The sequence below is a fragment of the Natrialba magadii ATCC 43099 genome, assembly GCF_000025625.1.
Classification (GTDB): domain Archaea; phylum Halobacteriota; class Halobacteria; order Halobacteriales; family Natrialbaceae; genus Natrialba; species Natrialba magadii.
Map to the genome: position 1 here is coordinate 1,780,963 of NC_013922.1, position 15,046 is coordinate 1,796,008.

Here is a 15,046-nt window from a genome sequence, read left to right on the forward strand (position 1 = left end):
ATGCTTACGGCTCGCGATGCGATCGGATTGCTGTTCGACCGAGAAGTAGCGAAACTCGCCGCCGTCGTAGCAATCGGCTGGTGGATGATCTGGACAGGAGTCGGATCAACGAACTGGATCGAGTTTTCGGGTGTCGTGCGCGGACTCGACGACTTGCTCACCGTACTTGCCGTCCTCGTCGGCGTGATACTCGCGTTCGTCGGGACGCTCGCACTGGTGGTCAAACTCGTTTACGACGCAGTTGTCCTCGCTAACGCGAACTATAGTAGCCACTGCAAGTCAATGCACACCTGATCGCACGACTGCTGTGCGATCAGTGTGTAACTAGTTGCAGTTGTTACTATAGCGCAATCGATACCGTGCGTTACTGTCCTCGGACTCCACGGAGAACCTTCTGATAGCCGAGTCCGTAAACGCCCGCGTAGAGCATGATCCCGCCGATCGCGGCGAGCCACAGTGCAACCATCGTCTCCCCCGAACCGAAGTGCTGAAGACTCGCGTACTCGGCGGTGACACCAGCAACCGTGAGCGCGCCGGCAGCAACGGTATAGAACAGCATCGACAGCGACTCCGCAAGCAGTTCTGAAGCCATTGCACTGGGTAGACAGCCAAGAGAGGTAAACTTGTTCCCCCGAGAACAACAGATCGCGGCCGAAATTAGTTAGACTGCTGATCCGGCCCGCCTATAGCCATCGAGACCCGACCTCGAGACAGATCGTGCCCGCTTCCGACCCTCCCTTCCCCGACTCCCGGAACGTCATCGAACCGGACTGCCAGCGCTGTCCAGCACTCGTCGAACACCGTACCTGCATCTCGTGGGGCACCGGGCCACTCGACGCCGACGTGCTCGTCGCCGGCGAAGCACCCGGCTCCGGTAATCCCGACGCTGACAACTGGCAGGGCGGCAACTGGACCGGGAAGGCTTACACCTCCCGCCACTCCGGTCGTCGCATCCGACGCATGGTCGAGCGCATCGGCTACGGTGACGACGCCTATTACACCAACGCCGTGAAGTGCTTCCCCGCGAACGAGGAGTCACGCTCCTCGACAGAGAGCGGTGAACCCGCGAGCACGGAGACCCCGCGCACCGAGGACCTTCCAGACAACCGCGAGCCCACGCCAACAGAGCGAGCGAACTGTCGGACCCACCTCGTCACCGAAGTCGAGACACTCGAGCCAGCCGTGTTGCTCGCGACGGGGAAGCACGCGACGAAATCGGTGCTGGCAGCCGAGGAGCGAGAGCTGGGCGGCTTCATCGAGACGGTGCTCGAGCCGGTTCGCTGTGAGCAACTCGAGACGTGGCTCGTGCCGATCCTGCATCCGTCCTATCAGGACGTGTGGATCGGCCGGTTAGGGTACGAGCCGGAGGAGTACCTCACAGCGATTCGGGAGACAGTAGACGAGTGCGTTGAGCGTGGGCGTCCGTCTCGAGCGGGAGTCGACAAATGAAGTGAGCAGCGAAACAGCGGGCCAGGAGACGGAGACTGAAGTCAAGACCGAGACCGAGACCGAGGTCGAGACCAAGATCGAGTTGAGACCGAGACCGAGACCGAGACCGAGACCGGGACCAAGATCGAGTTGAGACCGAAACCAAGATCGAGATCGAAACCGCGAGTCGAGGATAGCACACAGTCGACTGTCAACTATCGTATCCGTCAGATTGAACCTGTGACCATGTAGTAGACGAACGTGAAGAACGCGAACCAGAGCAGGGTTCTGAGGAAAATCTTGCTATAGATGTCCTTGACCGGTGCCATTGCATGGAACTGCCGCTCGGCGCGAAACAGTCGTTGCAGTGGCGTCTCGTTTCGATCGCTCATTGGAGTACGTGAGTGGTAGGCACGGTCCATAGTTACCTGTTCCGGAGAGAGCGCCGCAGCACGGTACTCGAGACGCGCCGGCTCGTCCCGACCAGCGGTAACCTTCTTACCGCGAGCCGACACACAGTGGCGTATGAGCACGATCTTTACCCAGATCGTCGAGGGAGAGATTCCCGCCCGAATCGTGTACGAAGACGAGACCACGGTCGCCTTCCTCGATGCCAATCCGCTGGCACCGGGACACACGCTCGTCATTCCGAAAGACGAGTACGAGCGGCTGAACGACGTTCCGGCCGACGTCGCGACGGATCTCTACGACACAATCCATCGGCTGGTCCCCGTCGTCGAGGACGTCGTCGACGCCGACGCGACGACTGTCGCGTTCAACAACGGCGAGGAAGCCGGTCAGGAGGTTCCACACGTCCACTGTCACATCGTCCCGCGCTTCGAGGGTGACGGTGGCGGCCCCATCCACGCTATCGCGGGCGAAGTACCCGATCTCGACGACGACGAACTCGACGCGATTGCGGCGGATATCGAGTCCGAGGCCTGACTCACCGACAGAGCTCCCGCCCAGCGAACTGCAACTACCGACGCCGAACTGTCCCTCCAACCACCGACTCACACTCGACCACCGAGTCGCATCCACCGCCCGTGACTCTTTTCTCACTCCGGCGTAACTCTCGGCACAGATGAGCACCCTCGACCGGCTTCAGACTCGCATCAGCGAGTTGCCGATCTCAGTTCCGGCGGTACTCGAGTTAGCCAGCGTCTGCATCTGCATCGGGTTGTTCGTGGGGACGTTCGTGGCGCTTGCGAGTGGGATTCCGGGGGCAGAGAGTGGTGCAGCTGGGACAGCTGGAGCGGGTGGAGCAGCTGACGCGGCGGACGCGGGCGATACAATCGGCGGGAGTGGCGGAGCAGAGCTGCTGTGGCTCGGAATCATCGCCGTTGGCGCTGCGTTCGTCGTTTTCTGGACAGCGCTGGTGCCGCTGGTTGAGCGGGTGTACTACTAACTCCTGACCGGTTGGTTTTGGTGAATCGCCATGTGGTACCGAGTTGAGCCGGCACAATGGGAGATATGGAGCGGAAAACGGCGATAGTTCACGTCCAAAATTTCCCGCTTCATCGGGACGGTCGTGTCGTTGGCTCGACCATCCTGCAGACGGTTACTCTTGAGCACCTCTCTCGCCCCACTTCGAGCGAAGCGCCGGTGGAACCAGCCACGCAGCGAATCCGTCGGGATCGGCCGCTCGTTCGGCTCGGTGTTGGGCCCACTCGAGGACAGTCAAGAGGAGGAAGAACCCGCCGATGAGCGTCGCCAGCCCGATTCGGTCCGCAGCCGACTGCGACGCCACCGCCAACGTGAACAGACCGACGATGACGAACGTCAGGAACAATGCCCACACCCCGGGAACGAGCACCAGGAGCAGGCGAACCGGATACTCAAGGACCGTTACGGGAGACAGGTCCGTATATCGACGTGGACGGAAGTAGTTCCGGTAGACGTAGATGAGATGGGAGCCGACGATCATCAGCGCGGTGCCGAACACGGCTGGCTCTCGAAACGCCGAGAGCCACGCCGGGAAGGTGTCGTGTGCCTCGTGTCCGCCGACGAGTGTGTCACCGATTGCGACGAAGAGAACGCCGGCGACCAGCAACGACGGCACGATCACGCGTAGACTACGCAGATAGACCGGCGGTAATGGTCCGGGGAGTGGAACCGTTGGCAGACTACTCAGATAGCCATCGTCGGACCCAACGACGATAGGGGTGACGTCCTGATCCTCGGTCTTCATCTCCTGCTGGGCGAACAGCGCACAGCCACAGTAGACGACGACCAGCGTTAGTATCTCGAACAGGTACAGTACGAAGACGAGCGTATGCAACAGGTCGAACCAGACGATTCCCACGATCGGCAACGCGTTTCCGACGAGTATTGGAGCGAACTCCCGAAGATCATCCTCGGTCGCTCGTCGCCGGTCAATCATCGCTCAGTCGAGCGGAGGGACGACCTTCATATCAATCTTCCGAACGATAGTCGAAACACGATCCACCGAGCGACTGGATGTTTACGTAACAAGATGAGAGAAAAAGGCGTGAGACCGCTAATCAAGCAGTGTGCGTGCCGTCCCGTCGATCCGCGCGTTAGGCGCGTAACCGATATCACTCGAACGTGCGATGGGCTGGGCAAATCCAACGAGGTATAGCGATTCACCACAGTCGGGCGATTAGAAGAGGCCGAGCACGCCGAACAGCAGATCACCGTAGAGCACCGCGAGCAGCATGCCGAGGAAGATCGGCACCAGAAACGGCGTCCCGGGTGAGATCCAGACCGTCTCCTTCGTGGTGATCGTCTCGAGTCCGGCGCGCAGTTGGTCAGGCGTCGTACCGTAGGCCGTCCCCTCGATATCCTCGAGGAAGGACTCGGCTCCCCAGGGGTCGTCCGTAGTCGCCCCGGACGGCACGTCTTCGTTCGGTTCAGGTGGGGAACGCTCAGTAGCGTCGCCGTCCCCCGTCTCAGGTGCCGCCGCACTGACACCGCCGTCCGTCTCGACCGCCACAGCACCGTCAGTCGGCGGATTCGGCTCCGCGGGAAGCGTCGCAGGGTCGCGATAGTGTTCGGGGTCCGTACGAAGCTTCTCGAGTGTGCACCCTCGCCAGCGGAGGTACATCCGCAGGGCGTCGAGGTCGAGCCCGCGGCTGGTGGTGCCGTTTGGTTCTTCCATCAACCAGCCGGGCGTCTCGGGGAGCCGCTCCCAGGCAATTGGCCAGCCGAGGAACATCTCTCGCCGAATCCGACCCGATGCGGCGTTTCGGATCGCCAGCAGGAGCGGAATCGCGAGCGCGACGATGACGGCGTTCGTCAGAATCGTGAACGAGAACGTCCCGATCGGTGTCTCGACGAGCGGGAACGACCACGAGCCGATCGTATACGACGGCAGCGTCGGGAACAGCAGGGCGAGCACGAGCAATGCCTTCGCGTCGGCACCGCCGAAGCCGCCGAACCACCAGAAGAGATACGCGATCGGGACGACGAGCCCCAGGCTCACCGTCGCCGGCACGACGAACTCGTAGATGAACTGGTGGGACCAGCCGACAGCACCTGCGTGCCAGGCGAGCCAGCCGTCCCAGACGAGCAAGATCGCGCCGAGAACGGTGAGCGGAATCCAGACGGTACTCGAGACACGCCTCGTTTTGATGTCGCGAACGGCGGTCCAGGCGAAGACGGGGAGGGCGAGGAGCCGAAGGAGATCGGGCCCCGTCGCCGAGATGAACGCGAGTGACACGGTCGATGGTGGGTGTGGACGGCGCGGTACCGTTATGGTTTCGGCCTCCGGGAGCTACGCTCGGTGGTCGCCGCGGACACGACTGGGTGAGTCGCAAGTGTAGGCGGCTGCCAGCGTGTTGCGTCAGCGATCGTGGCAAAACGGACACAGTGCAGAAGGACTTTCCCTCCAGCCTCCGCACTAGTGGCGTAGATGACGTACGTCCGTATTGCCGTCCTGAACGCGGCTCACGAGGACGCGAACACGACGCGAAACTTCCGGCGCGAACTCGACGCCTCCCTGGCCGAGTTCGACGTTACGGAAGGCGAGCTTCCGACGCACTTCGAGTTCGACGCACTCGTCGTCACGGGCTCGCGATCGTCTGTGTACTGGGATGAGGAGTGGATCGATGCCACGAAGGAGTGGGTGAGCGAGGCGCTCAGTCGAAACCTGCCCGCGCTTGGTATCTGTTGGGGGCACCAGCTACTGGCCGACGTGCTCGGCGGTACCGTCGAGGATATGGGGTCCTACGAGGTGGGCTACAGCGAAATCGAACACCACGGCAACTCACGGCTGTTCGAGGGCATCTCCCAGTCGTTCACGGCCTTCACCAGCCACGCCGACGAAGTCTCGGCACTCCCGCCCGGTGCGACGCCGCTCGCCGAGAACCACTACTCGAACCACGGCTTCCGCAAGGACCGCGTCTTCGGCGTCCAGTTCCACCCCGAGTACGACCAGAAAACCGCTCGCGAACTCGTCCGTCGCAAGGAGTTAGACGACGAGCGACGCGACGCCGTCCTCGCGGAGATCACCGACGAGAACTACGAAGCCGCCTGCGAGGCGAAACTCGTCTTCGAGAACTTCGTCGAGTACGTCCGCGAGCTGACCGCTGAAGAATCGCAGACACCGAGTGCAACGAACGACGACGGAGACAGCTCAGAACCGGTCGGACACTCCGACTAACTCCAGACCGCACGGCAGACCACACGGAGCAGTCCGCCACGGCCGAGAGAGGCGACGACGGCGTGAGCGACTACCGACGAAGCTGCCGCCACCAATTTTCGACCCAGCGACGAACGCGAGTCACTCGAGTACGTCCACGCCTGATTCCAGTCCCCAGCTGTTTGAGCACTGATCCGCTGCCTGCTGTGCGCTGTTTCGTGGTCCCAACCCCACACCCATCCTCATCTCTGTCCTCCGCTGCCTCCTGCTGCGCCTCGAGCAGCCGCTCGTACTGCGTGATGAGTTCCTGTTGCTGGTCGGTGCGCGACTCGAGTTCGGTCTGCAGTGCAGCGATCTGTGCGCGGAGGCGAGTGCGTTCGATCCGGGCGGGCGTTAGTCGTGTCGCGCTTGTTCCGGCGAATCTCGCAGTGATCGGTGACGAAGCCTGGGCGGAAGGGTGTGGGTGGGGGTGGAGGTTGGGGTTGGGGTGTGGGTGGGTGTCTGTGCAGGCGGTGCGAGTCGCTCTCGTGGCGTCGGTTCCAGTGTCGGTGTCCGTGTGGGTTGGAGTCTCAGTAGCAGAATCGGTATTGGTAGCCGCCTCAGCGACGGCGGTGGTCTCCGAATTACACGTAAAACTAACGACCACTGATCGATCACGGGCACGAGAGCCGGCGTGGGGGTCGGACTGGGAGTCGGAACTGTGCTCGACGGACATGGGCGACACACACCTACACCGGACACCCACAAAAGCGTCAGTCAGTCGGGCGTCAGACGGGTTTAACGGCCTTCGATTTCGAGCGCCGTTGATCGAGCAGGCAGTGTTCGAGTCGGCGCGACTCGCGTGGACCGCCGTAACCGACTGTTCCGGGAACCCCGAAACCCCCACTCAGAGGTGGTCGAGAACGCCCGCAGTCTCGGCCGGCACCGGCTCTGGCTCGCGACCCGCAGCGGCCGCCGCGTCGGGGTCCTTGAGCAGGTGGCCCGTCGTCAGGCAAGCGACGCGTTCGTCTTCGGTGACGATCCCCTCCTCGCGAAGCTTTCGGAGGCCCGCGACGGAGGCTGCAGAGGCCGGCTCGACGCCGATCCCCTCGCCTGCGAGGTCGCGCTGGGCGTCGGTAATTTCCTCGTCGGTAACCGAAATCGCGGTGCCACCAGTTTCGCGGATCCCCGGCAACGCCTTCGGCGCGTTGACCGGGTTCCCGATTCGGATCGCCGTCGCGCGCGTCTCTACGTCGTCCCAGCGGCGAACTTCGTCCGCGCCGTTCTCGATCGCTTCGACCATCGGAGCCGCGCCCTCGGCTTGCACGCCGACCAGTTTCGGAACCTCGTCCTCCTCGAGTGCCCCCGCCTGCACGAGTTCGCGGAAGGCCTTGTACAGCGCCGACGTGTTGCCGGCGTTGCCGACCGGGAGCACGATCCGGTCCGGAACCGTGTCGTAGTCCGCGAGGAAGCCCTCCAGAATCTCGAGGCCGATGGTCTTCTGGCCCTCGAGTCGGAACGGGTTCAGCGAGTTCAGCAGGTAGGCCTCGCCCTGCCCGGCTAACTCCTGGACGATGTCGAGACAGGCGTCGAAGTTGCCGTCGACCTCCAGAATGCGTGCGCCGTGGAGGCTCGCCTGGGCGACCTTTCCGGCGGCGACCTTTCCCGCGGGGAGGAGCACCAGCGTCTCCATCCCGCCGCGGGAGCCGTAGGCTGCAAGCGCGGCGCTCGTGTTGCCCGTCGAGGCGCAGGCGAGTCGGTCGACGCCGAGTTCCCTCGCGACGGCGACGCCGACGGTCATGCCGCGGTCCTTGAACGATCCCGTCGGGTTCATCCCCTCGTGTTTGATCCGCAGCGCCTCGAGTCCTAGATCGGCTTCCAGACTGGGAACGTCGTACAGCGGCGTCGCACCCTCCTGGATCGAGACGCCCGACGGGAGCGGGAGCGCGTCGGCGTAGCGCCAGACGCCCTGGTCGGGGTCCGCGGCGGCCGCGAAGTCCTCGAAGGTCGGCAGGTCGTCGTAGCGCACCTCGAGCAGGCCGTCGCACTCGTCGCAGGTGTAGCGGACGTCCGCGAACGGCGCGAACGTCTCGCCGCACTCGATGCACTCGAGCCAGACACCGTCCTCGGCGTCGGCGGGCGCTGCCGGCTGGTCGGCAGAGAGACTGAGACTCATTATGTTCTGTCCGACGGGAAGGGGGCGATCGGCAAAAAGGACGTGGATACGGCAGATACCCGCGGAGTAGCGCTGCTCGCGGATCACCGTCTCAAAAAATGGTCGCCCGTGCCACTCGTGTGGTGGTGGCGATCGTGCGCTGCACCGCTGTCGTGCCCGAATCTGTGAGCAATCCCCCTACATCAGGATGAGTCCCATCAGCATCGCGGGACCGATCAGCATGATGAACACTGCGAGTAGCAGTTTGAATGACATGCTGGTCAAACGTGATTTTGTTCCAATACATAATGATTTCTGATCGTTCACGGCGATGCCAGCGTCACCGGAACGGAAATACCGTATTATCACGAGAAAACCAGCAGTTGACTCGAGTTGGGTCGAGATCTGAATCGGGCGTTACTCGAGTAGCCAGTGCAACAGCGCCTTCTGGGCGTGCAGGCGATTTTCAGCCTGGTCGAAGACGATCGACTGGTCGCTCTCGATCGCCTCGTCCGTGATCTCCTCGCCGCGGTGGGCCGGCAGACAGTGCATCACCGACGCGTCGGGGGCGTGTGCGAGCAGATCCGAACAGACCTGGAAGCCCTCGAAGGCATCCATACGCACGTCGCGCTCGTCCTCCTGGCCCATGCTGATCCAGACGTCGGTGTAGATGATGTCGGCGTCCGTGACTGCCTCGACGGGGTCGTGCGTGACCGTCGGATCGCCGCCGAGTTCCCGCGCTCGGTCGATAACTGCGTCGTCCATGCTGTAGCCCGGTGGCGTTGCGACGGTGACGTCCATGTCGGTCATCGCAGCGCCGATGACGAACGACTGGCCGACGTTGTTGCCGTCACCGACCCAGGCCACTGAGACGTTCTCGAAGCCACCCATCTCCTCGCGAATCGTCAGCAGATCCGCGAGCGTCTGGCAGGGGTGGGCGTCGTCGGTGAGCCCGTTGATGATCGGGACCGACGAGTGCTCCGCGAGCACCTCGATGTTCTCGTGTCTGAACACGCGCGCCATCACGGCGTCGACGTACCGCGAGAGCGTTCGCGAGGTGTCCTTCAGCGGCTCGCCGCGGCCGAGCTGGATGTCGTCCTCGCCGAGGAAGACGGCGTGCCCACCGAGTTGCGTCATTCCCGTCTCGAAGGAGACACGCGTGCGCGTACTCGGCTTCTGGAAGATCATCCCGAGCGTCTGGCCGGAGAGTGCCTCGTGGGCTGTCCCCTCCTGCTGGGCTCGCTTGAACTCCGCCGCTCGAACGAGGACCGTAAGCAGTTCCTCGTGCGAGAGGTCATCGATTTCGAGGAAGTGTCTCGGCTGCGATGCGTCCGTCTGCGAGTCGGATATCTTGGAATCTGCGTCTGTGTTTGCGTCTGTGTCTCCCATCAGTCCTCACCTCCAGTAAGCGTCGTCGCGACACGGCTTAGCACCGCGACGGACTGGTCGAATTCGGCAAGCGAAAGGCGTTCGTCGGGCGCGTGATCCAGGTCGGAGTTACCGGGACCGTAGGTCGCCATCGGACACTCCCACGCGCCGGCGTACAGATTCATGTCGCTGGTCCCGGTCTTGCGCAGGAGTCGCGGCTCGCCGTCCTCCTTGCGGATCGCCGCACGGAACGCGCGAGCGACTTCGGTGCGCGGGCTCTCCATCACCGGCGGAATCGGCTCGGCCCACGAGACGGTACCGTACTCGAGTTCGGCCTCTGCAGTCTCGCGGACGGTCTCGATGTCAAGCGCGGGCGGGACCCGAAGCTGGGCGTCGAGGGTGGCCTCGACGGAGAGGCCGTCGTCGGTGACGCCGCCGTCGATGGCGACGGGTTTGGTGGTGACGCGCTCGAAGACGGGTTGGTACTCATCTTGCTTGAACGCCGATTCGACGCGCGTCCACCAGTTCGTCGCGTGCTGAATCGCGTTCGGTTCGGGACGAGAGGTGTGGCCGGACTCGCTGGTCGCAACGTAGGTTCCCGAGAGGAAGCCGCGGTAGCCAAGCGTGATGCCCGTCGTTCCACTCGGTTCGCCGTTGACGACGGCGTCGGGGGCCTCGCGGTCCGCGACGAGATGGCGTGCGCCGCGGGAGTTGGTCTCCTCGCCGACGACGCCGACGAACGAGACGCCTGTGTGTACTGCGGCTGCGGCCATGGCGGCCAGCGGTCCCGTCGCGTCGACGCTGCCGCGGCCCCAGAGCACGTCTTCGCCGGTCTCCTCAGCGACTTCTGCCTCGACATCGGTCTCGTCCGCGGGCTCGACTTCGACTGGAATCTCACCGGGCACAGTGTCGATGTGCGAGGTGAGCAATACCGAGTCGTCAGCCGGTGCACGCACGTTGCCAGCAGCATCGAGCCAGACCTCGCGGTCGTAGGTTTCGAAGAACTCGACGAGGCACTCTGCGGCCGCACGCTCCTCGCCAGAGGGCGACGGCGTCGAGACGAGGTCGATCAGCAGTTGGCGGGCATCGTCGGTCGAGACGGCCGTAGCGTCGGTATCGGCGTCTGCATCAGAGTCAGAGTCGATATCTGTATCCGTCATCGTCGAACTCATGACTCCGCCTGCGCCTCGGCTTCGGGCGCGAGCACGTCCGCGAGCGCCGTCACAACCTGGTCTGCGGCCGCCTCGTCGACCACGAGCGGCGGCAGCAGGCGAACGACCGAACGACCGGCCGGCAGCGCGAGAATCTGGTGCTCGAGTGCGAGGTCGCGAAGCACGCCGTTCGCCCCGCGTTTCACCTCGACGCCGAGCAGCAGGCCCTCGCCGCGAACGTCCCGGAGCGGCACGTCGAGCGCGGCGAGTTCGTCCTGCAGGTAGCCGCCGATTTCGGCGGCGTTCCCCGGCAGATCCTCCTCGACGACCACGTCGAGCGTGGCGTTCGCTGCAGCCGAAACGAGGGGGTTGCCAGAGAACGTCGAGCCGTGTGGGCCAGACGCCTCTGCGATCCAATCCGCACAGAGCGTCGCGCCCATCGGAAGCCCGCTCGCGATTCCCTTCGCGGTCGTCAGGATGTCGGGCGTCACGCCGGAGCCCTCGCAGGCCCAGAACTCGCCCGTACGGCCAATTCCGGTCTGTATTTCGTCGAAGATCAGTGCAGTATCGGTCGCCTCGGTGGCCTCACGCGCCGTCTCGAGGTAGTCCTGTGGTGCGGGATGGATGCCACCCTCGCCCTGAATCGGTTCGAGAATCACCGCCGCGGTGTCGTCGTCGACGGCGGACTCGAGTTCCCCTGCATCACCGTACGTCACAAACTCGACCTGGTCCTCGAGCAACGGCTCGAACGGCTTCTTGTACTTGGGTTTCCAGGTCGCCGACAGGGTGCCGGCGGTGCGGCCGTGGAAGGCGCGCTTGGCGGCAACGATCTTCGTGCCGTCGGTGGCGCTCCTGGCGAACTTCAGCGCGGCCTCGTTGGCCTCGGTACCGGAGTTACAGAGCCAGACGTTTTCGATGCCGTCGGGTGCGAGTGCCCCCAGTTTCTCGTGGAGATCAGCACGCGCCTGGACGGGATAGGAACCCTGCACGTACAGCAGTTCGCCGGCCTGCTTCTGGACTGCCTCGACCACGTCCGGATGGCAGTGGCCGGTTGGCGTACAGGCGTAGCTCGCGCCGAAGTCCAGATAGTCGGTGCCGTTCTCGGCGGTGAGCGTCGCGCCCTCGCCGGTTGCGATGCTGATCGGTTTCTCGGAGAAGACGAATCCGCTCATTGTGTTGGCTCCGCTGTCGTGTCCGCATCGGCTGTTTCAGTGTCATCGAGCACACCGGGCTCGAGTGTCGTTCCTTCGCCTGCGAGCGCGCTCGTGATCGGGTCGTCCGCGTTCGCCGACGCAACCGTGACCGAGGTCGCGCCGCCTTCCAGGGCCTCCTCGGCTGCCATGACCTTCTTCGTCATGAATCCCTCCGCGGCTGTCTTGACGGTCTCGAACGCTTCGGGCGTCGCGGCTGCGTCGATCTTCGTCGACTCGTCGTCGGGGTCCTCGTAGATGCCCGAGACGTCCGTCAGGACGACCAGGTCGGCCTCGAGTGCCCCCGCAATTGCGGCGGCCGCGCGGTCGGCGTCGGCGTTGACCGCCGTATAGCCGCCGTCTCGCGAGCCCTGCTCGCTCGAGTTATCCGCGGAACGTCGTTCCGCGCTCTCTTTTTCGCGTCCGAGCACCGGGACCGAGACAACTGGCGTGTAGCCGCCCGCGAGGATCGTCTCGAGTAGGTCTGCGTTCACGGACTCGATCGTGCCCGAGTGATCGCCACGTTTGATCTTCTTCTTTCCATCCTCCTTGACGCGGACGGCCGACTTGCGCTTGCCTTCGAGTAGTTTGCCGTCAGTGCCCGAGAGGCCCACAGCGTTCACGCCCTCGTTGTGCAGGCGCTCGACCAGATCGGTGTTGAGCTTGCCGGGCATGACCATCTTGAAGACGTCCATGGTGTCTTCGTCCGTAAAGCGACCGACGACACCGCCGGGCGTCTCGACATACGTTGGGTCCTGACCGAGGTCCTCGAGTGTCTCGTCGACGGCGGTCGAGCCACCGTGGGTGAGGACGACGTCCTCTCCGTCTTCGACGAGGGAGGCGACATCTGCGAGTGCGCCTTCGGGATCGACGGCGCGTGCGCCACCGATCTTGACGACGGTTGTCATGGTGCCCCCACGGGATGCAGTCCCGTAAACTCGAGTCCGGCCGTCTCCTCGAAGCCGAGCGCAACGTTCGCGGCGTGGACCGCCTGTCCCGCCGAGCCCTTCATCATGTTGTCGATCGCCGAGAAGACGACGACGCGTTTGTTCGAGGGATCGAGTTCGAACCCGACCTCGGCGAGGTTCGTGCCGGCGACGGACTTGGGTTCCGGATACCGATACACACCGGAGCCGCCCGCCGCCATGCGGACGAACGGTTCGTCCTCGTAGCAGCCACGATAGGCCTTCCAGAGGTCGCCCTTCGAGACTGGCGAACTGGGGAAGACGTGACTCGTCGCGCTTGCACCGCGAACCATGTCCACGGCGTGGCAGGTAAACGCCACCGAGGTGCCGAGGAACTGCTCGATCTCGGCCTCGTGGCGGTGGCCCGTCGGCGCGTAGGGGCGGACGACGCCCGAGCGCTCGGGGTGGCTCGAAGCCTCGCCGCCGCCCGCACCGCCTTCGGAGGAGCCGACCTTCACGTCGACGACGACCTGTTCTCCACCGTCGAGGATGTCGTGCTCGAACAGCGGGTACAGCCCGAGGATAGTCGCGGTGGCGTTACAGCCGCCGCCCGCGATGAGGTCCGCGCCAGCGAGGTTCTCGCGGTTGATCTCGGGCAGCGCGTACTCTGCCTTCTCCAGGTACTCCGGCGCGTCGTGGCCGTCGTACCACTCGACGTACTGCGCTTCAGTGTCGAGGCGGAAGTCCGCCGAGAGGTCGACCACCGTCTCCGCGATGTCGAAGAAGTCGTCCACCTGTCCCATCGAGACGCCGTGTGGCGTCGCGGCGAACAGAACGTCGACGCTCTCCAGATCCTCGGGTTCGGTAAAGCGCAGGTCCGTCCCGCGAAGTGGCGGGTGGACGGAGCCGACGCTCTTGCCGGCCTTCGAACGGCTGGTGACCTCCGCGATTTCGAAGTTCGGGTGGCCGGCGAGCAACCGCAGGAGTTCGCCGCCGGTGAAGCCACTGCCGCCGATGACTGTCGCGGTGACGGTCTCTGTGGCCGCGTCTGTGCTCGCATCGGCGTCGGTTCCGACAGCCATCAGAACGTCACCTCGAGTTCGGTTCCGCTAGCGTCTGCCTCGCTGGCCTTCTCCTCGAGCCAGTCGACGACAGTACCGGCGACGTCGGTTTCGACGGCGTCGTTGAGCGCCTTGAACTCGACGGTGTGGTTGACCTCGTGGACGGTATACCCGTTTTCCGTCTCCATCAGATCCACGCCGAGCAGCCCGCCGCCGACCACATCACTGGATTTCTGTACCAGCTCTTTCGCCTCGTCATCGAGTTCGAAGACATCAGTTTCGGCCCCTTTCGCGGCGTTCGTGATCCAGTGGTCAGACGAGCGAACCATCGCTGCGACGGGCTCGCCGTCGACCGCGAGCACGCGAATGTCGCGGCCAGGTTTCTCGACGAACTCCTGGACGTAGAACACCTTGTGCTCGTAGTGGCCGAGCGTCGCCTTGTGTTCGAGAATCGCCTCTGCGGCGTCGGGCGAATCGATCTTGGCCATCAGGCGGCCCCACGATCCCACGACGGGTTTGAGGACGCAGGGGTAGCCGAACTCCTCGATGGCCTCCATGGCCGTCTCCTTCGTGAAGGCAACCTTGGTTTTGGGCGTGGGCACGCCAGCCTTCTCGAGTGCGAGACTGTTCTTGACCTTGTCCGCACAGACGTCGGCCGTCTCGTGGCTGTTGACCACGGGAATCCCGTACGCGTCGAAGAACTGCGTCGCGTACAGGCTGCGGCTCGTGGCGAGACAGCGGTCGACGACGATATCGAGGTCCGCAAACTCGGCTGCGGCCTCGCTAATGTCGAACGTCTGCGTGCGGACGTCGATCTTGATGACCTCGTGACCGCGCTCGCGAAGCTCGGTCAGGAGGAGCTTTTCGTCCTTGCGGATCCGGGAGTAGAGGATTCCTATTTGCAAGGTCACTCACCCCAGTCCTCTTCGAGCTCCGGGGCTCGCTCGAGGACTGGCGGCTCGGTGTCGACGACTTCCAGTTCGGCTCCACAGGTCGTACAGTCAACAATCTCTCCAGCTTCCAGATCGTCGTGCAGGGAGACTTCGGCCCCACACTCGACGCATTCTGTCATTGTATCTCGACCTGGGAGCCAGACACCCTTAAATCCACCGAATGTAACAGAGAATTTATATTACTATACCCTACGCTAACGGCACCAAAACGCTATTTTCCAATGAATTCCGTTCTGTGTATCACAGATATTAT

The 15,046-nt window shown here is 63.7% G+C and carries 18 protein-coding genes; 5 read left to right on the forward strand and 13 right to left on the reverse strand.

Translation table 11 applies throughout. From position 1 onward, the window contains the following. Complete coding sequence (locus tag NMAG_RS08390; protein ID WP_004215631.1) at positions 1 to 294, forward strand: hypothetical protein; 294 nt, start codon at positions 1 to 3, stop codon at positions 292 to 294. A gap of 70 nt (positions 295 to 364) precedes the next feature. Here NMAG_RS08390 and NMAG_RS08395 read toward each other — a convergent pair whose 3' ends face one another. Next, the gene (locus tag NMAG_RS08395) at positions 365 to 592 is read right to left on the reverse strand and encodes a hypothetical protein (RefSeq protein ID WP_004215630.1); all 228 of its coding nucleotides are present in this window, start codon (positions 590 to 592) and stop codon (positions 365 to 367) included. Between the two features lie 125 nt (positions 593 to 717). Here NMAG_RS08395 and NMAG_RS08400 point away from each other — a divergent pair, with 125 nt between their 5' ends. Beyond that, on the forward strand, positions 718 to 1,449 hold the full coding sequence (locus NMAG_RS08400) for a uracil-DNA glycosylase (RefSeq protein WP_012996568.1): 732 nt from the start codon (positions 718 to 720) through the stop codon (positions 1,447 to 1,449). A gap of 206 nt (positions 1,450 to 1,655) precedes the next feature. Here the strand turns inward: NMAG_RS08400 and NMAG_RS22055 are convergent, their stop codons facing one another. Continuing rightward, entirely contained in the window at positions 1,656 to 1,820 is a 165-nt protein-coding gene (locus NMAG_RS22055; RefSeq protein ID WP_004267690.1) for a hypothetical protein, read from the reverse strand. Positions 1,821 to 1,953: 133 nt separating this feature from the next. Between NMAG_RS22055 and NMAG_RS08405 the strand changes: the two genes are divergently transcribed. Continuing rightward, the gene (locus NMAG_RS08405) at positions 1,954 to 2,373 is read left to right on the forward strand and encodes an HIT family protein (RefSeq protein ID WP_004267689.1); all 420 of its coding nucleotides are present in this window, start codon (positions 1,954 to 1,956) and stop codon (positions 2,371 to 2,373) included. A 139-nt stretch (positions 2,374 to 2,512) separates the two neighbouring features. After that, positions 2,513 to 2,836, forward strand: coding sequence for a hypothetical protein (locus NMAG_RS08410; protein ID WP_004267688.1), 324 nt, complete (start codon positions 2,513 to 2,515; stop codon positions 2,834 to 2,836). 153 nt (positions 2,837 to 2,989) lie between these two features. Here NMAG_RS08410 and NMAG_RS08415 read toward each other — a convergent pair whose 3' ends face one another. Continuing rightward, positions 2,990 to 3,811 (reverse strand): hypothetical protein, encoded by an 822-nt coding sequence (locus NMAG_RS08415; protein ID WP_004267687.1) that lies wholly within the window; start codon positions 3,809 to 3,811, stop codon positions 2,990 to 2,992. A 240-nt stretch (positions 3,812 to 4,051) separates the two neighbouring features. Beyond that, positions 4,052 to 5,110 (reverse strand): A24 family peptidase C-terminal domain-containing protein, encoded by a 1,059-nt coding sequence (locus NMAG_RS08420; RefSeq protein WP_004267686.1) that lies wholly within the window; start codon positions 5,108 to 5,110, stop codon positions 4,052 to 4,054. 192 nt (positions 5,111 to 5,302) lie between these two features. Between NMAG_RS08420 and NMAG_RS08425 the strand changes: the two genes are divergently transcribed. After that, a complete protein-coding gene (locus NMAG_RS08425) occupies positions 5,303 to 6,052 on the forward strand; it encodes a type 1 glutamine amidotransferase (protein WP_004267685.1) in 750 nt (249 codons plus the stop codon). Between the two features lie 70 nt (positions 6,053 to 6,122). Here the strand turns inward: NMAG_RS08425 and NMAG_RS08430 are convergent, their stop codons facing one another. From NMAG_RS08430 to lysW, 9 genes are all read right to left on the reverse strand, one after another. Further along, positions 6,123 to 6,746, reverse strand: coding sequence for a hypothetical protein (locus NMAG_RS08430; protein WP_004267684.1), 624 nt, complete (start codon positions 6,744 to 6,746; stop codon positions 6,123 to 6,125). Between the two features lie 171 nt (positions 6,747 to 6,917). Beyond that, positions 6,918 to 8,186, reverse strand: a complete 1,269-nt coding sequence (gene thrC, locus NMAG_RS08435; RefSeq protein ID WP_004267683.1) for a threonine synthase — start codon at positions 8,184 to 8,186, stop codon at positions 6,918 to 6,920. A gap of 396 nt (positions 8,187 to 8,582) precedes the next feature. Next, positions 8,583 to 9,554, reverse strand: a complete 972-nt coding sequence (gene argF / locus NMAG_RS08440; protein WP_004267682.1) for an ornithine carbamoyltransferase — start codon at positions 9,552 to 9,554, stop codon at positions 8,583 to 8,585. Further along, the gene (locus tag NMAG_RS08445) at positions 9,554 to 10,705 is read right to left on the reverse strand and encodes a [LysW]-lysine hydrolase (protein ID WP_004267681.1); all 1,152 of its coding nucleotides are present in this window, start codon (positions 10,703 to 10,705) and stop codon (positions 9,554 to 9,556) included. Before NMAG_RS08445 ends, argF begins: the two co-directional genes overlap by 1 nt. Further along, on the reverse strand, positions 10,702 to 11,856 hold the full coding sequence (locus tag NMAG_RS08450) for an aspartate aminotransferase family protein (protein ID WP_004267680.1): 1,155 nt from the start codon (positions 11,854 to 11,856) through the stop codon (positions 10,702 to 10,704). Before NMAG_RS08450 ends, NMAG_RS08445 begins: the two co-directional genes overlap by 4 nt. Continuing rightward, on the reverse strand, positions 11,853 to 12,782 hold the full coding sequence (locus NMAG_RS08455; protein ID WP_004267679.1) for an acetylglutamate/acetylaminoadipate kinase: 930 nt from the start codon (positions 12,780 to 12,782) through the stop codon (positions 11,853 to 11,855). Before NMAG_RS08455 ends, NMAG_RS08450 begins: the two co-directional genes overlap by 4 nt. Next, complete coding sequence (gene argC / locus NMAG_RS08460) at positions 12,779 to 13,861, reverse strand: N-acetyl-gamma-glutamyl-phosphate reductase (RefSeq protein WP_004267678.1); 1,083 nt, start codon at positions 13,859 to 13,861, stop codon at positions 12,779 to 12,781. The genes NMAG_RS08455 and argC overlap by 4 nt, the downstream gene beginning before the upstream one ends. Continuing rightward, complete coding sequence (gene lysX / locus NMAG_RS08465; protein WP_004267677.1) at positions 13,861 to 14,751, reverse strand: lysine biosynthesis protein LysX; 891 nt, start codon at positions 14,749 to 14,751, stop codon at positions 13,861 to 13,863. Before lysX ends, argC begins: the two co-directional genes overlap by 1 nt. Next, positions 14,748 to 14,912, reverse strand: a complete 165-nt coding sequence (gene lysW / locus NMAG_RS08470) for a lysine biosynthesis protein LysW (RefSeq protein WP_004267676.1) — start codon at positions 14,910 to 14,912, stop codon at positions 14,748 to 14,750. Before lysW ends, lysX begins: the two co-directional genes overlap by 4 nt. Positions 14,913 to 15,046: the final 134 nt, after the last annotated feature.